Annotated in this window: 17 protein-coding genes; 8 read left to right on the top strand and 9 right to left on the bottom strand. The window is 71.4% G+C overall.

The window, feature by feature from the left end; translation table 11 throughout:
* The coding region (locus FV226_RS12680) for a secretin N-terminal domain-containing protein (protein ID WP_348644102.1) at nt 1-1,155 on the bottom strand (1,155 nt) is incomplete at its 3' end.
* Between the two features lie 149 nt (nt 1,156-1,304).
* Nucleotides 1,305-1,748 (bottom strand): type II secretion system major pseudopilin GspG, encoded by a 444-nt coding sequence (gene gspG, locus FV226_RS12675; RefSeq protein ID WP_147763175.1) that lies wholly within the window; start codon nt 1,746-1,748, stop codon nt 1,305-1,307.
* Between the two features lie 186 nt (nt 1,749-1,934).
* Here gspG and FV226_RS12670 point away from each other — a divergent pair, with 186 nt between their 5' ends.
* The 8 genes from FV226_RS12670 (at nt 1,935) to FV226_RS12635 (ending at nt 9,778) form a co-directional block, all read left to right on the top strand.
* Nucleotides 1,935-2,807 (top strand): hypothetical protein, encoded by an 873-nt coding sequence (locus FV226_RS12670; protein WP_246691589.1) that lies wholly within the window; start codon nt 1,935-1,937, stop codon nt 2,805-2,807.
* Nucleotides 2,808-2,811: 4 nt separating this feature from the next.
* Entirely contained in the window at nt 2,812-3,318 is a 507-nt protein-coding gene (locus FV226_RS12665) for an A24 family peptidase (RefSeq protein ID WP_147763174.1), read from the top strand.
* Nucleotides 3,319-3,516: 198 nt separating this feature from the next.
* On the top strand, nt 3,517-4,014 hold the full coding sequence (locus FV226_RS12660; RefSeq protein WP_187277477.1) for a prepilin-type N-terminal cleavage/methylation domain-containing protein: 498 nt from the start codon (nt 3,517-3,519) through the stop codon (nt 4,012-4,014).
* A complete protein-coding gene (locus tag FV226_RS12655; protein WP_147763172.1) occupies nt 4,011-4,412 on the top strand; it encodes a prepilin-type N-terminal cleavage/methylation domain-containing protein in 402 nt (133 codons plus the stop codon). The genes FV226_RS12660 and FV226_RS12655 overlap by 4 nt, the downstream gene beginning before the upstream one ends.
* Nucleotides 4,405-5,016 carry a prepilin-type N-terminal cleavage/methylation domain-containing protein gene (locus FV226_RS12650; protein WP_147763171.1) on the top strand — a complete coding sequence of 204 codons (612 nt, stop codon included), beginning with the start codon at nt 4,405-4,407 and terminating at the stop codon, nt 5,014-5,016. Before FV226_RS12655 ends, FV226_RS12650 begins: the two co-directional genes overlap by 8 nt.
* The gene (locus tag FV226_RS12645; protein ID WP_246685525.1) at nt 5,013-5,909 is read left to right on the top strand and encodes a type II secretion system protein GspK; all 897 of its coding nucleotides are present in this window, start codon (nt 5,013-5,015) and stop codon (nt 5,907-5,909) included. The genes FV226_RS12650 and FV226_RS12645 overlap by 4 nt, the downstream gene beginning before the upstream one ends.
* A 227-nt stretch (nt 5,910-6,136) precedes the next feature.
* Nucleotides 6,137-6,820: an SCO family protein gene (locus FV226_RS12640; RefSeq protein WP_147763170.1), complete on the top strand. Its 684-nt coding sequence runs from the start codon at nt 6,137-6,139 to the stop codon at nt 6,818-6,820.
* Nucleotides 6,821-7,072: 252 nt separating this feature from the next.
* Nucleotides 7,073-9,778: an RICIN domain-containing protein gene (locus tag FV226_RS12635; RefSeq protein WP_246691588.1), complete on the top strand. Its 2,706-nt coding sequence runs from the start codon at nt 7,073-7,075 to the stop codon at nt 9,776-9,778.
* Between the two features lie 177 nt (nt 9,779-9,955).
* Here the strand turns inward: FV226_RS12635 and FV226_RS12630 are convergent, their stop codons facing one another.
* The 7 genes from FV226_RS12630 to FV226_RS12600 all read right to left on the bottom strand — a co-directional run bounded on the left by FV226_RS12630 (nt 9,956) and on the right by FV226_RS12600 (nt 18,255).
* Entirely contained in the window at nt 9,956-11,275 is a 1,320-nt protein-coding gene (locus FV226_RS12630) for an MFS transporter (protein ID WP_147763168.1), read from the bottom strand.
* A 190-nt stretch (nt 11,276-11,465) separates the two neighbouring features.
* The gene (locus FV226_RS12625; RefSeq protein WP_147752079.1) at nt 11,466-12,389 is read right to left on the bottom strand and encodes a hydroxymethylglutaryl-CoA lyase; all 924 of its coding nucleotides are present in this window, start codon (nt 12,387-12,389) and stop codon (nt 11,466-11,468) included.
* Nucleotides 12,386-13,603, bottom strand: a complete 1,218-nt coding sequence (locus FV226_RS12620) for a CaiB/BaiF CoA-transferase family protein (protein WP_147763167.1) — start codon at nt 13,601-13,603, stop codon at nt 12,386-12,388. Before FV226_RS12620 ends, FV226_RS12625 begins: the two co-directional genes overlap by 4 nt.
* Nucleotides 13,604-13,712: 109 nt before the next feature.
* Nucleotides 13,713-14,636 carry a LysR family transcriptional regulator gene (locus tag FV226_RS12615; protein ID WP_147763166.1) on the bottom strand — a complete coding sequence of 308 codons (924 nt, stop codon included), beginning with the start codon at nt 14,634-14,636 and terminating at the stop codon, nt 13,713-13,715.
* 28 nt (nt 14,637-14,664) lie between these two features.
* Nucleotides 14,665-15,714 (bottom strand): 2-dehydropantoate 2-reductase N-terminal domain-containing protein, encoded by a 1,050-nt coding sequence (locus FV226_RS12610; RefSeq protein ID WP_147752076.1) that lies wholly within the window; start codon nt 15,712-15,714, stop codon nt 14,665-14,667.
* A 162-nt stretch (nt 15,715-15,876) separates the two neighbouring features.
* Entirely contained in the window at nt 15,877-17,016 is a 1,140-nt protein-coding gene (locus FV226_RS12605; RefSeq protein WP_147763165.1) for a metallophosphoesterase, read from the bottom strand.
* A gap of 96 nt (nt 17,017-17,112) precedes the next feature.
* Nucleotides 17,113-18,255 carry an FAD-binding domain-containing protein gene (locus FV226_RS12600; RefSeq protein ID WP_246691587.1) on the bottom strand — a complete coding sequence of 381 codons (1,143 nt, stop codon included), beginning with the start codon at nt 18,253-18,255 and terminating at the stop codon, nt 17,113-17,115.
* Nucleotides 18,256-18,340 lie beyond the last annotated feature (85 nt).

Below are 18,340 nucleotides of genomic sequence, written 5' to 3'. Positions count from 1 at the left end.
GGGGCCGCCCGCGCCGAGCCCGCCGAACCCGGCCTGTCCGCCGCCGCCGAAGCCCCCCGGCCCCATCCCGCCGGGGGCGAGGCCCGCGCCGCCATAGCCTCCGGCGGCGCCGTAGCCTCCGCCGCCGCCGTAGCCGAGACCGCTCGAGACGCCGACGCTGCCGCCGGTTTCCGCCGCGACCACGCCCTGCAGCACAAGCGCCAGCTCCTTCGCTGACCGGTTCTGGATTCGATAGACGAAGAGCTGGCGCTCGCGCTCGGCCGCGAGGCCTTCGAGCTGCTCAAGCCAGACCCGGGCGCGGTCGAGATAGGTGGCGCGGGAGCTCACCACGAGCACCGCGTTGAGCGGTTCGTTGGGAATGAAGCGGATGACGTCGCCGGTGCCGGCCGCCTCGCCGCCGAAGATCTGGGTGAGGTCGCGGGCGAGCGAGCCCGGATTGGAGGAGCGCACCGGCAGCATCGCCGTGGACATGCCGCGCATCCAGTCGACGTCGAACACGGCGATGGTCTGGCGCAGGGCCTGGATCTGCCCGCTCTCGCCCGACAGGATCAGCAGGTTGCGGGCCCGGTCCACGCGCAGCACCACGTCGCGCGGCGCGACGGAAGCCAGGATCGCCTGCATCTCGGCCGCCGCGATCCAGCGCATCGGCACGATCACCGCACCGGATTCCGCGCCGACCCCCTGGACCGCCTGGACCGCGCCGGGCCTCTTGCCGCCCGGGACGATCTGCGCGGTGCGGCCGCGCCGCCTCAGGGCGAGCCCGCGGCTCGACAGCGCCGTCTCGAACATCGAGAGCAGCGTGTCGCGGGTGACCTGGCCGCCGGTCTGAAGGGTGATGGTGCCGACGGCGCGCTCGTCGAGGGTGTAGCCCCACCCGAACGTGTCGGCGAGCACCGCCTTGGCGGCGACCGGCAGCGGCACCTCGACGAGGTTGAGGCTGACCATGCCGCCGAGCTGCGGCTCCTGCCGCGAGGCTTCGCCGCCGGTGAAGCGATCGTCGCCACGCCGGATCAGGGCATGGGAAGGGCTCGGGGCATGGGACGGGTTCGAACCGGGCCGGAACCCGAGTTCCGGTTCGGCCGCCCGGGCGGGGGGCGCTGCGGACCAGCTGACCAGGCCGGCGAGCGCGACGTTGATGATCCGTCGCCGCTTCATGCCCGTGTCGATCCCCCCCACCCGCCGGTTCGGGTCGAGGGCGACGCTAGGACTTTATGGTTAACGGCGTCTTGCCATAGGTTAAGGAAATTCCTCGCCCGGGAACCGGTTGTATTCCTGCCGGCCGTGTTCCCGCGAGAAAGCAACCATCAGTTGCTTGCGACGTCGGTCCCGTCGCCCGTGCCGCCGGTCTTGCCGTCGCTGCCGAGCGAGTAGACCTCGTAGGGTCCGCCGCCGACCGCGGGATTACGGTAAAGATACGGGCGGCCCCACGGATCGTTGAGGCCGCGCGCGTCGCGCACGTAGGGGCCGCGCCAGCTCGGGCCCGTCGGCTGCACCAGCGCCTGCAGGCCCTGCTGCGCGGTCGGATAGGTGCCGAGATCGAGATAGTAGAGTTCCACCGCCTGGGCGATGTTCTTGACCTGGATGCGCGCCGTCTCGCCCTTGGCACGGCCGAGATAGCCCAGCACCTGCGGCGTCACCATGGTCGCGATCATGCCGATGATCGCCAGGACGACGAGCAGCTCGACCAGCGAGAAGCCCGCCTGGCCTGCGTCGGCCTCGCCCCGGGGATCGATGGTGTCGGTGGTCATCGTCGCGTCCTGTTCGTGGTGGTTGGGAATTAAGATGCACCGCCTTTCTGAAGGAACCGCCTCACGCGGGGTGGACGAGCCGTCCGAGCGGCGTGACAGGAACGGATTCTTTGATGTTTGTTAGCGGATTCCTGCCAAGCCTGGGGCACCACTCGGGCGCGGCAGGGCGCGCCGCCAGGAACACGCATGATCCCGACCGGCGGACCCACGCGCCCTCCTAGGACCCTGTCGTCGGGCGCCGTCGTCGCCGGAGCGCTTGCGGTGGCCGGCTGCCTCGTCTGGGCCCTGCCGGCCTGCGCGGCGGAGCCGATCACCCTGCCGATGCCGGCGCCGCTGCCGCCGATCCGCATCCTGACGCTGCTGGTCGGCCTGCACCTCATCGGGCTCTGCCTCGGCCTCGGCGGGGCGACCATGCTCGATTTCTGGATTCTGCGCTGGATGCGCTGGGGCGGGCTGCCGGCCGAGATCGCCCGCACCTTCCTGTTCGTGAGCAAGGTGGTGTCGGTCGGCATCGGCCTGCTCTGGGTGTCGGGTCTCGGCTTCCTCGCGCTGTACTGGTTCGAATCGCCCGAGAAGCTCGCCAACCCCAAGCTGGTCGCCAAGGTGAGCGTGGTGGTGGTGCTGACCGTCAACGGCCTCCTGATCCATGCCCTGGTGCTGCCGGGCGTGCTGCGCGACGTCAGCCGGCCGATGTTCGAGAGCGTCTCGCGCCTGCGCACGGGGGTGTTCCTGATCTCCGGCGCCATCTCGGGCGTGTCCTGGTACGCCGCCTTCGCGATGGGCCTGATGCGCGAGCTGAACGGCCGCGTCGGCTACGGGCCGCTGCTCGGTCTGTGGTTCGTCGCCGTCGTGGCGGGGGTGATCTGCGCCTACGTCTACTGGATGCACCTGCGCGAGCGCAGCGCCGGCCTCGCCGCGGTGCGGGTGGGGCTGTCGCGCCTGCCCCGCATCCCGGACAGCGCCCTCGTCTCGGTCGGCCGGGCTCCGCCGGCGCGCGTCCCGCCGATGCGCCGGCATGCCTTCGCCGCGATCGAGGCGGACCGGCTGGCCAGGCGCTGACCCGATGGTGCAGGACGGTCTCGGTGCGATCCTCGGCGCCCCGCTCGTGGCGGCGCTCCTGCCGCTGCCGCTCACGTTGACGGCGACGGCGTTCGACCTGCGCCACAGGATCATCCCGGATCTCGTCAACCTCGCCCTCTTCGCGCTCGGGCTCTCGGTGGCGGCCTGGCGCGAGCCGGAGATGGCGGCGGTCGCCTTGCGGCTGGCCGAGGCCGGCCTCGCCTTCGTCCTGTTCCTGGGCCTGCGCGCGCTCCATGCGCGGCTGCGCGGCCGCGTCGGCCTCGGGCTCGGCGACGTGAAGTTCCTCGGCGCCGCCACCGTCTGGACCGGGCTTGCGGGCCTGCCCCTCCTCGTCCTCACGGCCAGCGTCACGGCGCTCGGCGCGATCCTCATCGGCCGCCTCGCCGGAGCCCGGATCACGGCGGCGACCCGACTGCCGTTCGGCCCCTTCCTCGCACTCGGCCTCCACGCGGCCTTGCTCGCCGGCCACCACGCGCCTCAAGGATTCTGACGCCGCGTCCGCCGTCGATCGATGTCGTCCTTCGACCCGCTCGTCCGGCGCGGGAAGTGGCAAACCTTAAGCGCAGGGTCCTATGGATCGATCGCCATGAGAATCCCACGGGCCTCGAGTCGTTACCGAGCGCCGTCCGCCCGCCGGTTCTGCATCGGCGGGCCATGGCTGCCGTCACGTGCTCCCGGACGCTCCTGCGTGGAGCCTGGACCTCAGGGTCGGGCCGAGGACGAAGTCTCTCAGGCCTGCCGCGACCGTTCCGGGACGGCCGGCTTTACGCTGATCGAGATGCTCGTGACGCTCGCGATCATGGGTATCGCAACGGCGCTGGCGCTGGGCGGCATGAGCAGCATCTCGGCCGGCCGGCGCATGGCGTTCGCCTCCGACGTGATCGCCGCCGAGATCGACCGGCTGCGGGTGGAGGCGATGCGGACCGGGCGGCGTGGGCGGCTGGTGTTCGAGCCGGGCGCAGAGCGCTTCCTCAGCTCCCGCCCGGGCGCCGGAGCGATCTCGACCCACGGTGCGCAGGTGACGGTGGAGACGCGGCCGGGCGGCAAGGTCGACCCCGGCGAGATCTGGCTCCTCCCCGACGGAAGCTCGACGGGGGGGCGGATCGTGCTGGCCGCGCAAGGGGGCGGCGTCGTCCTGTCCGTCAGCGTGCTGACGGGCCTCGTGCGGCGTGGGGACCTTCCATGAGCGGCCGGCGCCCCGCCCCGCCCGCCGAACCCGGCGAAGAGGGGTTCACCATCGTCGAGGTCGTGGTCGCCTTCGCGATCACGGCCCTCGCCATGATCGCGGCGATCGAGGTCTCCGGGGCGGTCGCCATGGGCGTCCGGCGCGTCGAGGCGGCGCGGGTCGCGTCCGACGAGGCGGAGGGGGTGGTCCTGGCCCGGTTCGCGGCGGGGCCGCCCCAGGCGGGCGTCGAGCGGGGCACGTTCTCGGACGGGTCGGCCTGGACCCTGCGCATCGCCGACGCCGCGCCGGCGATGGGCCTCGGCCGCGTCCCGCCGCTCTGGCTCGTCCGCTTGAGCCGGGGACCGGTCGAAGGCCGGCCGATCTACACGACGCTCGTCCCGGGAGAGATCCGTGAATGAGGCGCGGCCAGAGGCGGGCCAGGCCGGCTTCACGCTGGTGGAGGTGGTCGTCTGCCTCGCCCTGGCCTCGCTGATCGGTCTCCTGCTCGTCCAGACGTTGCAGATCGCATCGCGCGCGTCCGGCGTGGCCGGGCGCGTCGCCGCCGCCGAGGAGGTGCAATCCGTCCGCGATCACCTGCGGCGCACCCTCGGCAGCCTCGTCCGGCGCCGCACGGACGGGCGGCGGCCTTTCTTCCTGGGCCGTCCCGACGGCCTCGCCGCCGTGATCGCCCCCGATGCGGCCGCCGAGCGTCCCGCCGAGACCCAGGTCACCCTCGCCGGCACTCCCCGCACCGATCTCCGCCTCGATCTCGTCGAGCGCCGCCGGCTCGCGGAGCCCGGGGCCGAGGTCGGCGCAGGCGACGAGGAAGTGCTGCTTGCCGGCGTGACCGGCCTCAGTTTCCGCTATTTCGGCGTGCCGACCGGCAACGCGCCGGCCGTCTGGCTTGCGCAATGGACCCGGCCCGACCGGGCGCCGAAGCTCGTCGAGATCCGCATCGCGTTCGACCCAAGTGATCGCCGACGCTGGCCCCCGTTCCTCGTCGCCCTCGGAGACCGACCGTGACCGAGGAGCACGGCCGCGACGGCGAGGCGGGCTTCGTGCTGCCCTCCGTGCTGGCGATCCTGATCGTGGTCTGCGCCCTGCTGGCCGCGACCGTCATGCGCGTCCGCTCCGGCACCGCCCTGACGCAGGCCCGCGCCGACCTCACCCGGGTCCAGGGCCTGGCCGACGGGATCGCTCGCCTCGTCGCCTACGACCTCGGCCTCCAGCGGACCTACCGCCTCCGCGGCCTGCAGATGCCGGAGGACGGCTGGCCGATCGCCTGCGACCTGGCCCCGCGGGAGCGGTTGCTGATCGCCCTTCAGGACCAGGGCCTTCTCGTCGATCTCAACGCCACGCCGCGGGCCGGGCTCGAGACGGCCTTGCGCGGGGCCGGCATCCCCGACGCCACCGCGCTGGCGCTCGCCGCGGAGATCGTCGACTATCGCGATGCCGACGACGTGCCCGAGCCGAGCGGCGGGGCGGAGGCGCCGCAATACCGGGCGCGCGGCCTCGGCTACGGGCCGCGCAACGCGCCGTTCGTCAGCGTCGACGAGATCGGACGGCTGCCCTCGATGACCGAGGACATCGCCGCGCGGCTCAAGCCGTTGCTGACGATCTACAATGAATCCGGCCGCGTCGCTGGAGCGTCGCCGGACCCGGCCAAGGCCGCGAGAGGGCAGGGCGCGCGAACCCCGCAGGCGCCCCCGGCGCCGTCGCCGCGGCAATACTTCCGCATCGACGTCCTAGTCGAGGAGCAGGGCGTCCGCGCCGGACGTTCGGGCACCTACGCGCTGGGCGGCGGGAGCTCCGGCATGGATTTCCTGGCCTGGCAGCCGGGCATCCCGACGCTGCCGCCGGCCTTGGAAGGCCATCCCACCTGCGGCGTGATCGGGGCCGCCCTCCAGGCCCGCTAGGACGATGTTCGCGGTCTCGTCACAGGCACCGCGCCGTCGCCTTCACGGAGGCCGACGCTCCGAGGCGACGGCTTAACCAGATCCGTTGGCAAATCCGAAACGGTGCGAGAATAAACAGACAGGCTAGTGGGCCGAGTGCGAAAATCTTCCGACCTCCGTGAGCCGGCTGCAAGCTCCCAGCTCCCCGAAGTTCGGCCGTCCGAAGCCAACCGTAGGTGTATCTCGTGATGCGCGGCGTTCTTTCACGCGGGGGCCTTGCGACGCGGCTGCTGCGCCGGGTCCTTCCCGTCCTCGGCGCCGGCCTGCTTGCGGCCGGCGCGACGTCGTCCGCTCCGGGCGGGCGTAACGACGCGCTTCGGCCGGAGACCGCGCTGTCCGACCTGCTCTGGTCGGGCGACCCGGTGGCGGCCCCTCGGATCGATCAGTCGGGCCGCGTCCTCGCGCCGTCGTCCCTGCGCGACCGGGTGGTCGTGCTGTCTTTCGTGAGCACCGACTGCCTGATCACCTGCGTCGCGCGCACGCTCGCCCTCGCCGACCTCACCCGCGACCTGCCCCCGGACGTCCGGGCGCGGACCGTAGTCCTCGCCGCCAGCGTGGCGCCGGATCGGGACGACGTCGCGGCCCTGCGCCGGTTCGCCGAAGGGCTGAGGATCGACGCAGGGAAACTTCGACTCGTCACGGGGACCGCCGCGGCGACGGCCAGCGTGATCGCGGCGCTGCGCTACCCGGCGGATCGATTGCCCGAACCGCCGCCGACCGTCCTGGTCTTCGACCGCCGCGGGCAGATCGCGATGACCTATGGCGGCGACCCCCTCGACGTCCCGCGGCTCCGACGCGACATCGGCGTGCTCCACAGCCTCGAGGACGGCGTCGGGCATCCGCCGCGCCCTGCGGCGTCCGCCGCACCGTAGAGCCGCCCGATCGCCGGATGGGAATTTTAACCACCCCTCGCAACGGCGCGACAACGGTTCCCGGAATATTGGTGTTCCCAGCCGCTCGATCCGCATTCGAACGTGGTCGTCGAGGTGGAAGACTGCGGTCCGACACCGATGACGACCGCCGGCGGGTGTTCCATCGACGTCGAAAAAGGGGAATGCAGGATCATGATACCGAAATCTTCCCGGCCGCGTCCGCGAGCCGGACGCGCCCTCGCGCGGTCGCTCATGTCGGCGACGATGCTGGCCGGGATGGCCGGCCTGTCCGCCGAGGCGGCCAAGTTTCCCGTCGTCGTGACTCAGGTGCAGGACCCGTTCGGCACGCCGACCGCGATTCCCGACACGGCACCGGCTCAAGGCATGTGGCGCGGCGTCTTCGCTTGGCCCCTGAACGCGATCAGCATGGGCCTGTTGCCCTCCGGCAAGCTCGTCTCGTTCGGGTCGCCGCCCGACGACGCCGCCGTCCAGAGCGGGCGCTATTACGACATCTGGGATCCTTCCAAGGGCTTCGACCCGAGCGGGCACACGATCCTTCCGGCCGTCGCGAACGTGAACAGCTTCTGTTCGACCATGGCCTTCCAGGCGGACGGCTCGCTGATGGCCGCGGGCGGCATCTTCGAGGCCGGCGTCGACAAGGGGGCCGCCGTCGTCAACGGGCTGGGCACCGGCGTCTCGCCGCTCGGGGCGCAGATGGCCGCGGACCGCTACTACTCCACGATGCTCAGCCTGCCCGACGGTCGCCAACTCATCATGGGCGGCTCATACCCGTACAACGGCGGCTGGGCTGATCCCCAGGGCAGCATCAACAAGGGCTTCATGAGCGGGATGACCCCGGAGGTCTACGACGGCACGCGCTGGAGCAGCCTGTTCGGCGCCAACAGCCGCGACGCGTTCGGACCCGAGAACAATCGTTGGTGGTATCCGCGTGCCTGGATCGCGCCGAACGGCAAGGTGTTCGGCATCAGCGCCGAGAAGATGTGGTACCTCGATCCAACCGGAAACGGCTCGATCGCGGTGACGCCGTTCAAGGAGCCGCAGCGGAGCGCCAATTCGGCGGCCGACGCCCCGAACGTCGGACCGAGCTCGACGGCCGTGATGTACGACACCGGCCGGATCCTCCAGCTCGGCGGCAACAGCTACGACAACAGCAGCGGCTTCCTCGCCAGCAGCCGCGCCACACTGGTCGACATCACCGGAGGCAACCCTGTCCTCACGGAGACGGCGCCGACCAAGATCGGTCGCTCCTGGGCGAACGCGACGGTGCTGCCGACCGGCCTCGTGGCGGTCACCGGCGGCAGCCTGTGGGACGACCAAGCCGACGGCAACGCGGTGCTGCCGATGGAGATGTGGGACCCGAAGACCGGGGCGTGGACCCTCGGCCCGGCGGCCTCGATCTATCGCGGCTATCACTCGACCGCGCTGCTGATGCAGAACGGTACGGTCCTCACCAGCGGCGGCGGGGCGCCCGGTCCCGTGAACAACAAGAACGCCGAGGTCTACTACCCGCCCTACCTGTTCACCAGCGTCAACGGCAAGGCGGCGCTGGCACCGCGCCCGCAGATCCTCAGCCTGACGACGAACCGCCTGAACTACGGCCAGTGGATGCAGGTCGAGGTGACCGCGCAGGCCGGCGTCTCGCAGGTTGTGCTGCTCGGCCTCGGCCTCGTCACGCACAGCTTCAACGCGACGCAGCGGCGCATGGTGCTCAACGCAGGGGTGAGCTCTGACGGCACGGTGGCGGTCCAGGCGCCGGCCTCGGCCAACGTCGCGCCCCCCGGCTACTACCAGTTGGTCATGATCGACCAGAAAGGCGTGCCGTCGCCCGGAATCATCGTCGCGATCGGCCCGAACACGGCGGCCCCGCCGTTGGCGAGTGCGCCGACCCCGGCCGTGATCGCCGTCGCGAGCAACGCCGGCGGAACCACGGGCGGCGCGTCAGGCGGCGCGGCCGGCACCGGCGGTACGACGGGTGGGACTGGAACCGCCACCGGCGGCACGGGCACCGGCGGTACGGCTACGGGCGTGACGCCGACGGCGGCGATCAGCCTCGAATCCGCGAGCAAGCCCGGCACCTACGTCCGGCGCGTGTTCGGCGAGTTGATGGCGTCGGCGCCGGCGACCAACGCGACCGATCGCCAGGAGGCGAGCTTCAAGCTCGTCCCGGGCCTGAGCGGCAAGGGATCGAGCTTCCAGATGACCCGCGAGACCACCCGATATCTTAGGCACGCCGGCTTCGCGCTCTACAGCAATCCCGTGATGTCCATCGGGACGAGCCCGGACGCGAGCTTCACCCGCCGCACCGCCCTTGCGCAGACCTGCGGCTGCAACAGCGGGCCTTGCGTGTCCTACGAGTCGGTCAACTTCCCGAACTACTTCGTCAAGGTTCGGCCCGACACCACGCTCGGGATCGATGGTTTCGTCGAAACGCAGGACTACCGCCAGCAGGCTTCGTTCTGCGAGCGGCCGTCGCTCGACACCACCCTGACGCCGACCCCGGCGCCGACCGCGAGCACCAACACGACCCTGCTCAAGGCCGCCCATTCCGGGATGTGCCTCGCGGTGCCGGCCGGCAACACCAACGACGGGGCGCCCGTGACCCAGCAGGTCTGCACCGGCGGCGCCGAGCAGCAGTGGAAGTTCACGGCCGTCGCCGGCGGCTATACGGTGACGAGCGCCTCCACCGGCCGCTGCCTCGATGTCTGGGGCGTCTCGCAGGCTGTCGGTGCGCAGGCCTGGCAGTGGAGCTGCACCGGTGGGCCCAACCAAGTCTGGGCGACCAAGGCCCAGGGGAACGGCGTCGCGCTGGTCGCGAAGCATTCGAACCAGTGCCTCGACGTCGGCGGCGCGTCGACGGCGAGAGGAGCCGGAGCCATCCAGTGGGCCTGCCACGGCGGCCTGAACCAGACCTTCGTCGGCCCGCAATCGGGCTGGTAGGGCGCAAGACATGCTGCTTCCCGCGTGGAAGCGGCATGCTGGATCCGAGCGATGTAACGCTCCGGTTTCCCGCAAGCCGTACGTTGCGGGTCCGCGGCGGCGCAGCGAACGGGGATGTGACGGGCTCGCGCCCGGACGACGCCCGGCGGGTCTTCCACCCGCCGGGCGTCGTCGCGTTCACGGGTTGCGGTCGTTGCGGCGCAGGCTCGCGGGCGAGGCGAAGATCAGCAGCCCGGCCGCGACCAGGCAGAGGACGCCGATGCCGTAGAGCGCGAGCGTCGTCGAGCCGGTGAGATCCTTCACCCAGCCGACCGCCACGGGGCTGACGATGCCGCCGAACTGGCCCAGCGTGTTGATCAGCGCGATGCCGCCGGCGGCGCCGACGCCGGTGACGAGCTTGGCCGGAAGCGTCCAGAAGGTCGGGATCGAGGCGACGATGCCGGCCCCGACGAGCGCCAGCGCGATCATCAGCGGCACGATCTGCTTGTCGAACAGCCCGGCGGCGAAGAAGCCGACGGCCGCCGCGACCGCGAGGCCCGCCACGAATTTCGGCCGGTCGCCGGAGGCGTCGGAGAGGCGCCCGACGACCATGCTGATCGCGCCGCAGATGTAGGGGATCGCCGTGAGGAAGCCGACCGAGGCCGCGGTGCCGCCGGTGGCGGTCTTGATCAGGTCCGGCCCCCAGAAGTTCAGGCCGTACGAGCCGACCTGGAGCAGGAAGTACACGAGCGCGATCAGCAGGAAGCCCGGCTGCTTGATCGCCCCCCAGAGCGAATGGTCGCCGATGTCGCGATTGTGGTGGGCGATCTTGGAGGCGAGCAGGTCCTTCTCCGGCTGCGTCAGCCAGCGCGCATCCGAGATCCGGTCGTCCAGGCGCAGGAACACCAGCACGCCGAGCACGAGGCAGGGCAGGCCGCCGGCCAGGAACAGCCACTGCCAGCCGGCAAGACCCATCGTGCCGTTGAGGCCGCCGAGGATCAGGCCCGCCACCGGTGCCCCGAAGATGCCGGAGAAGGCCGAGGCCACGAACAGGAACGAGGTGACACGCCCGCGGAACGAGGCCGGGAACCACAGGGTCAGGTAGTACAGGATGCCCGGGGCGAAGCCGGCCTCCATCGCGCCGATGATGAAGCGCAGCACGTAGAAGTGCCACTCGGTGGAAATGAACACCATCAGCGCGGTGGCGATGCCCCACGAGATCATGATCCGGGCGATCCAGCGCCGTGCGCCGACCTTGTACAGCAGCAGGTTCGAGGGCACCTCGAAGATCACGTAGCCGACGACGAACATGCTCGCCCCGAGCCCGTAGGCGACGTTGCTGAAGCCGAGGTCGCTCTGCAGCTGGAACTTGGCGAAGCTGATGTTGATCCGGTCGAAGAACGCGAACATGTAGCAGACCATGATCAGCGGCATCAGCCGCCACGCGGCCTTGCGGACGATGCCGCCCTCGGTGATCTGGTCGGCACCCGCGAGCGGGCCGGTCGTGGCGGCGGTCATGGTTTCCTCCTGGAACGGGCGGCATGCGCGACCCCGCCGGCCGGTCTTGAAGACCGAAGGCAGGATGCGCGCGAACGCGGCGGCGCCGCCTTCTGCGGGGGCTATCCGACACGGATCGAGGTTTCGGGCGGCTCGCGCCGCCGGGTTGCAGCTTCCGCGGCTCACGCCGCCTCGTCGCGGTGTTTGCGGCTCAAGCCGCCTGGGGAACCGGGTGCAGGTCGCCGGGGCGGCCGGCCTTGGCGACCTGGCCGGGCACGTCGTGGCCGACGAGGCGCGGCAGGTCGCGGGAGAGGCCGATCAGCGCGTCGAGGTCGAGGCCGGTGGCGATGCCCATCTCGTGGGCCATGCTGACGAGGTCCTCGGTGCAGATGTTCCCGGTGGCGCCGGGCGCGAACGGACAGCCGCCGAGGCCGCCGAGCGCCGCGTCGAACCGGCGCGCGCCGGCGCCGTAGGCCGCGAGCACGTTGGCGAGGCCAAGGCCGCGGGTGTTGTGGAAGTGCAGGGTCAGCCTTTCCGCCGGCACGATCGCCAGCGCGCGGGCGACGAGGCGTTCCACTTGCCGCGGGTTGGCCATGCCGGTGGTGTCGGCGAGCGTGACGCCGCCGATCCCGAGGGCGAGGTAGCGCTCGACCTGGGCGATCACTTTGTCGGTCGGCTGGTCGCCCTCGAACGGGCAGCCGAAGGCGGTGGCCACCGTGGCGTTGGTCGAGACGTGGGCGCCCTTCACCGTCTCCATGATCCGCGCGAACCCCTCGATCGAGGCCTCCGGGGTCATGCCCATGTTGGCGCGGTTGTGGGTCTCGCTCACCGAGGCGACGAGGTTGACCTCGCCGACGCCGGCCGCGAGCGCCCGCTCGGCGCCCTTCGGGTTCGGCACCAGGGCGACGTAGACGGTGCCGGGCCGCCGGCCGATCCCGGCGAAGACTTCAGCCGCGTCGCGAAGCGCCGGCACGGCCTTCGGCGAGACGAAGGACGACACCTCGATCCGCGAGAAGCCTGCGGCCGAGAGCGCGTCGACCAGCGCGACCTTGTCGGCGGTTTCGACGTAGCGGGGCTCGATCTGGAACCCGTCGCGGGTGGCGACCTCCTGGATCAGCATGGCATCGCCCGTCATTGCACGGCTCCCTCGCGGCGCAGGCGCTCGATGGTCTCGGTGTCGCGGCCGAGGTCGGCGAGCACGGAATCGGTGTGGGCGCCGAGCGCCGGCCCCTGCCAGCGCACCGCGCCGGGGGTGCCGGAGAGCTTGGGCACGATGCCGGGCATCTTCACCTTCGTGCCGCCGGGCAGCTCCGCGTCGAGGATCATGTCGCGGGCGGCGTAGTGCGGGTCGGCGACGATGTCGGCCACCGAGTAGATCCGGCCCGCCGGCACGTCCGCCGCGTCGAGCACCGCCAGCGCCTCGTCCACGCTGCGCGCGCGGGTCCAGTCTGCGATCACGCCGTCGAGCATGCCGGCGACCTTCGAGCGGCCGTCGTTGTTGCGCAGCGCCGGGTCGTCGGCGAGGTCCGGCCGGCCGATCGCCGTCATCAGGCGCCGGAAGATCGGGTCCGAGTTGCCGGCGACGACGACGAAGCCGTCGTCCTTGGTCGGATAGGTGTTCGAGGGCGTGATGCCGGGCAGCGCCCCGCCGGTCCGGGTGCGGATTTCGCCCAGCAGGTCGTATTCCGGAACCAGGCTCTCCATCACGTTGAACACGCTCTCCACGAGCGAGACGTCGATGACCTGGCCCTGGCCGCCGGCGGTCTTCACGTGCAGCAGCGCCATCAGCGCGCCGATGACGCCATGGAGCGAGGCCAGCGTGTCGCCGATGCTGACCCCGACGCGGGCGGGTGGGCTTTCCGGGCTTCCGGTGGTGAAGCGGATGCCGCCCATCGACTCGCCGATCGCGCCGAAGCCCGGCCGGTCGCGGTAGGGGCCGGTCTGGCCGTAGCCGGAGATGCGAACCATCACGAGCTTCGGGTTCAGCTCGGAGAGCACGTCCCAGCCGAGGCCCAGCTTCTCCAGTCCGCCGGGCCGGAAGTTCTCGACCACCACGTCGGCGCTGCGCACGAGGTCCTTCACGATGTCGAGCCCATCGGGCGACTTCAGGTTGATCGCGATCGACTTCTTGTTGCGCGACTGCAGGTACCACCAGAGCGACGTGCCTTCGTGCATCTTGCGCCACCGGCGCAGTGGGTCGCCGTCCTTCGGGGCCTCGACCTTGATCACTTCGGCACCGAACTCGCCGAGGATCTTGGTGGCGAACGGCGCCGCGATCAGCTGACCGAGCTCGAGGACCCGGATTCCGTCGAGCGGGCCGTTGGCCGAAGCTTGCACCGGGCCTGGCATCGGCGTTCCCTCCATCGTCTTTGGACCGATCGGTATGGGATCGGCCGCAGGGTGTCCAAACGCGATGCACCAGCCTGCGTTCTCCTAACGCGAACGCAGGTCTTGCCGTTCAGGCGTCCGCGGTCAGCCGCAGGTGGTCGAACAGCATGGCCGCCGCCGGCGATTGCGCGCCCGGCCGGACGACGAGGCTGAGCGTCCGCCGTGCCCACGGGTCGGTGAGCGGCACGGCGACGACGTTCATCTGCGGCCCGAGCAGGGCGTGGACCCGCTCGGGCACGACGCCGAGCCCCATTCCGGCCTGCGCCATCCGGCAGATCGCGTCGAAGCTCGGCACGTGGACGCGCAGGCGCAGCGGCCGCCCGAGGCGCCGGGCCTCGTCGCGGAGCGTGCCGTAGATCGAGCTTTCCCGGTGCATGCCGACATGGTCGTAGTCGAGGGTGTCGGCGAAGGCGAGGGCGTCTCGGCCGGCCAGGGGATGGCCGGCGGGCACGACGAGGACGAGGCGGTCGCCGCGATACGGATAGGCCTTGAGCGAGCGCGGATCGGTGCGGCCGGCGCAGATGCCGAGGTCGGCGGCGCCTTCCTCGACGCCGGCGACCACGCCGCCGCTCGGGCGCTCCTCCAGGTCGACGCCGATGCCGGCCTGGGCGGCCAGGAAGGCCTGCAGGTCCTCCGGCAGGAACTGCACGATCGCCGAGAGGTTCGCCAGCACGCGGACGAAGCCGCGCAGGCCGCTGGCGTGCTCGGCGAGTTCGAGGGCGATCTGCTCGGCCGACCCGAGCATCCGGCGGGTGTGGTGCAGCAGCGTCTCGCCGGCCGGCGTCGGGCGCATGCCCCTAGGCTCGCGGGTGAGCAGCGTGCAGCACAGCGCCCGCTCCAGCTCGGCGAGGCGCTTGCTGACGGCCGACGGCGCGATCGCGGCCCGCCGCGCCGCGCCGTTGAGCGTGCCCTCCTCGCAGATCGCTGCGAACAGGCGCAGCGTCTTCAAGTCGAGGCGGTTCAGGATGAACGGGGTCGGCGTTCCCTCCGACATGGTCCCCGCTCTCCCGCCGCTCCGGGAATCAGCCCGGGATGATGCGCTCGTCGAGCTTGCGGTCCACGATCTCGACCGTGCGGTCGATCTCGGCCTCGGGCATGTCGAGCTGGTGCGAGATCAGCTTGAGCAGCAGGTCGACGCGCTCGATGTACGGCGCGCCGCTCTCCACCGCGCGGGCGGCCGAGGACGGCTTCAGGAGGCCCTCGGCCGCCTTGGCGTACTTCTCGAACGGCACCTGGTCGGCGGGGTCGGCACCGAGGCGGCGGGCCAGCGCGTCGACATGCTCGTAGATCGCGCGCGAGCGATCGAGGTCGCCGTGCACCGCATCGCGGATCGAGCGCGGGGCCTCGGGGGTGATGCAGCGATAGTTGCCGGTGAGCAGCATGGACCACTTCGCCAGCGGCACGAACAGCGAATCGAACACCTTCAGCTTCACGGGGACGTCGTGCCCGTCGACCCGCACCGCGTCGATGCCCGCTTCCAGCTCCCGGAGCAGTTTGTTGTGCTCGGGGTCGGCGAAGGTCGCCGCCTTGAAGTTCGTCGGCAGCCCGACATGGAGGACGTTGGCGGGCTCGTCCGGCGGGCGGAACGCCTGCGGATCGGGCGAGCACAGCGACATCAGGCCCGGCTCGAAGCGGTCCCAGACGCCGGCATTGGTGTAGGCCTCGCGCAGGTCCATCTTCGCCAGCGCCGGAATCCGCTCGAGATAGGGCAGCGGCGGCATGTTCATGATCGACAGGCACGGCAGCTTGGCCGCGGCGATCTTGATCATCAGCACACGGATCGTGTGGTTGTTGTACTGCGGCTCCTGCATCGCCAAGCCGACGAGGTCGTAGCGCGACACGTCGACGTCTTCGGGCGGCATCGCGTCGACCTTGCCCGGCAGGTCGCGCGAGTGGAACGCCCGGTGCGTGGCCTCGTCGCGCAGCTTGATGCGCACCTCGGTGCCCTGGCTGTTGATGAGATCCGCGGTCTTCCGACGACAGACGAGCGTCACGTCGTGACCGGCCATCAACAGCTTCGTCGCAAGCAGCGAGCCGTAAGATGCCCCGAGGATCAAGATTCGGCGCGGCATGATTTCATCCCTGAGAGTTAGGTTATTGTTTTTGCGTCGGACGATCATCCGGCGTGTATCTGGTATACCCAGTCGTCCGGCTCGCACGCAAGCCACGCTTGGCATGACGCGCAACGCGATCCACGGCGCCGACGTGGCGGCAGCGCTCTCGTTCAGCGCGACTTATCGGGTCGGCGCCGGGTCGGCGGCGTCATCGCCCCGGCGCAGGGTGATGCGCGTCAGCTCGGAGGGGCGCCCGAGCCTCAGGGCGAAGCCAGGCCAGAGCCCGGTGCCGTTGTTGACGTAGAGAATCATGCCCCCGACCGCGTAGCGGCCCGAGACGAAGCCGCCGTTGGCGCGGGCGAACAGCCGGTCGAACCCTGCGATCATTCCGCCATGGGTATGGCCGGAGAGCTGCAGCGCGACGCCGCGCGCGGCCGCCGCCCGCGCGCCCTTGGGCTGATGGTCGAGGAGGATGATCGGCGCGCCCGGAGGCGCGCCCGCGAGCGCGGCGTCGAGATCGGGTCCCGGGTGGCCGGTCTGCGGCGCCGAACGGTCTGTGACGCCCGCGAGCACCAGGACGGCGTCGCCGCGCCGCAGCACCGTGTGCCGGTTCGCGAGCACCCGCATGCCGAGCTCGGCATCGTGCCGCATCCAGGCGGGGTAGTCGAAGAAGTACTCGTGGTTGCCGGGCACGATCCAGACGCCGTCCGGCGCGCCGAGCCGGGCGAGCGGCGCCACGTCGGCGCGACGCGAGGCCAGCGCGCCGTCGATCAGGTCGCCGGTGATCACGACGAGGTCCACGCCGAGGCGGTTGGAGCGCGCGACCACCTGTTCGGTCCAGGGGGCCGGGAAGAGCCGGCTGATGTGGAGGTCGGTCAGCTGCAGAAGCGTGTAGCCGTCGAAGGCGTCGGGGAGGTTCGCGATCCGCACTTCGACGTCCAGGAGCGGCGGCAGCCGTACCGCCTGCCGCACCGCCAACGCCGACAGCAGCAGCGCGAGCGCAGCCGCCCCGTCGCGGCAGGCAGCGGGGATCGCCCAGCCGCCGAACGGCCACGCGACCAGCGCAGCGGCGTCGAGCGCCATCTGCATCCCAGCGAGCAGCAGGATGGCGCCGAAGGCCCCGTTGAACAGCACCACCAGCCAACGCGGGAACTCGGGCGCGAACACCGAGCCGGAGGAGAGGCGGCACCACAGGTGGTACTGCGAGGCGACGAGCAGCAGCACCGCCACGGCGGCCTTCGCCGCGGGCGGCCCCGGCAGCGGCCAGAGCACCCGCGTGACGACGTACAGGCAGGGGAGGCTGAAGATCAGATGGAACATGGCCGTCCGGCTACGCCGAAAGCCGGCACCGGGGCCAGGGCCTTCGCATTCGGGCGCCAGCGCGCGGCGCCTCGCGAGGCGCCGCCGACAGGGGCGTCAGGCTGCGGTCAATCGCGGAATCGCGGAGCGGAGCCTGGAATATCCGCGGTTCGAGAGCGGCCAGGCCGCCTCGTCCCAGGGTCGGCGCAGCCGCAAGACCGCTTCGGGCAGCACTGCCGCCGACGGGCCGACGGGCGCCCAGGCGGTGACGACGGGAAGCACCCCGGCCCAGGCGCCGGTCGCCGGTCCCGCCGAGCAGTCGAAACGGGCCGCCGCCCGGTCCAGCGCATCGCGCATCGCGGCGGCGTCCGCCGCCCGGACGGCCTCGGACGCCCCCTCGGCATGCGCGATCAGCCCTCCGACCCGCACCACGCGCGCCGCGCCCAGCGGCAGGCTCTCCGGGTGCAGGTCGTCGAGGTGCAGGAGCAGGGCGACGTCGCCCGAGGGCGCGGCGTCGGCGGCCGGCAGGGCGACCTCGCGCGGCGGCATCGGCTCGTCGAGGGCGTCCGGATACTCGTCGAGGTTTCGAGGGTCGAAGCGATCCTCCGTGTAGCGCCGGATGTTCTCGGCACGCGCCACGTAGTGCTTGCCCCGCGTGTGCAGGCCCGCCACCCAGCGCCAGGACAGGGTGTTGCTCGCCGGGTCGCCGTCGAGGAGGTGGCGCAGGAAGAAGTCCGCGCCGAGCGCCCAAGGCAGGCGCAGGGTGAAGATCCAGATCGAGGCGAACCACATCCGGGCATGGTTGTGCAGCCAGCCGGTCTCGACGAGTTGCTGCGCCCAGTCGTCGAAGCCGTCGATGCCGGTCCGGCCCGCGATCGCGGCGTCGAAGGTCCGGCGTAGGCCGGGCTCGGCCGCAAGCCGCCCCCGGTCGGCCGCGGCAAGCGCCAGGAAGTCCGTCCAGGCTGCTGGATGGGTCTCGAGATGGCCCTTGAAGTAGGTCCGCCAGAAGACCTCCGACACGAACTTCTCCGCGCCGCCATCGCCGAAGGCGGCTTCGGCGGCGGCCACGACCTCCGCTTCCGTCACGAGGCGCCGGCGCAGGTAGGGCGAGAGCGCCGAGGTGGTCGGCCGCGCGTCCGGCCCACGGTCGGTGTTGCGGGCGGCGGCGTAATCCGCCCCTGCCTCCGCGAGGAAGGCCGAGAGGCGGTCGAGCCCGGCGGCGCGAGTCATCGGAAAGGTGAGGGGAAAGCTTCGATCCATGCCGTCGAGCTAGCGCGGCGCGAGAGGGCATGGATGCGACCGATTTCCCTGAAAACCCCCGGTGCCGGGATCGGTCCGGCTCCGG

The sequence above is a fragment of the Methylobacterium sp. WL12 genome (genome assembly GCF_008039475.1).
GTDB lineage: Bacteria > Pseudomonadota > Alphaproteobacteria > Rhizobiales > Beijerinckiaceae > Methylobacterium > Methylobacterium cerastii.
The sequence above is the reverse complement of the archived record's forward strand: the minus strand, read 5'-3'. Positions and strand labels throughout refer to the sequence as shown.

Bases quoted from the DNA above. Each gene is read 5' to 3' on its own strand.
- gspG (WP_147763175.1), bottom strand. From the start codon at position 1,748: ATGACCACCGACACCATCGATCCCCGGGGCGAGGCCGACGCAGGCCAG.
- FV226_RS12670 (WP_246691589.1), top strand. From the start codon at position 1,935: ATGATCCCGACCGGCGGACCCACGCGCCCTCCTAGGACCCTGTCGTCG.
- FV226_RS12665 (WP_147763174.1), top strand. From the start codon at position 2,812: ATGGTGCAGGACGGTCTCGGTGCGATCCTCGGCGCCCCGCTCGTGGCG.
- FV226_RS12655 (WP_147763172.1), top strand. From the start codon at position 4,011: ATGAGCGGCCGGCGCCCCGCCCCGCCCGCCGAACCCGGCGAAGAGGGG.
- FV226_RS12640 (WP_147763170.1), top strand. From the start codon at position 6,137: ATGCGCGGCGTTCTTTCACGCGGGGGCCTTGCGACGCGGCTGCTGCGC.
- FV226_RS12635 (WP_246691588.1), top strand. From the start codon at position 7,073: ATGTCGGCGACGATGCTGGCCGGGATGGCCGGCCTGTCCGCCGAGGCG.
- FV226_RS12630 (WP_147763168.1), bottom strand. From the start codon at position 11,275: ATGACCGCCGCCACGACCGGCCCGCTCGCGGGTGCCGACCAGATCACC.
- FV226_RS12625 (WP_147752079.1), bottom strand. From the start codon at position 12,389: ATGACGGGCGATGCCATGCTGATCCAGGAGGTCGCCACCCGCGACGGG.
- FV226_RS12620 (WP_147763167.1), bottom strand. From the start codon at position 13,603: ATGCCAGGCCCGGTGCAAGCTTCGGCCAACGGCCCGCTCGACGGAATC.
- FV226_RS12615 (WP_147763166.1), bottom strand. From the start codon at position 14,636: ATGTCGGAGGGAACGCCGACCCCGTTCATCCTGAACCGCCTCGACTTG.
- FV226_RS12610 (WP_147752076.1), bottom strand. From the start codon at position 15,714: ATGCCGCGCCGAATCTTGATCCTCGGGGCATCTTACGGCTCGCTGCTT.
- FV226_RS12605 (WP_147763165.1), bottom strand. From the start codon at position 17,016: ATGTTCCATCTGATCTTCAGCCTCCCCTGCCTGTACGTCGTCACGCGG.
- FV226_RS12600 (WP_246691587.1), bottom strand. From the start codon at position 18,255: ATGGATCGAAGCTTTCCCCTCACCTTTCCGATGACTCGCGCCGCCGGG.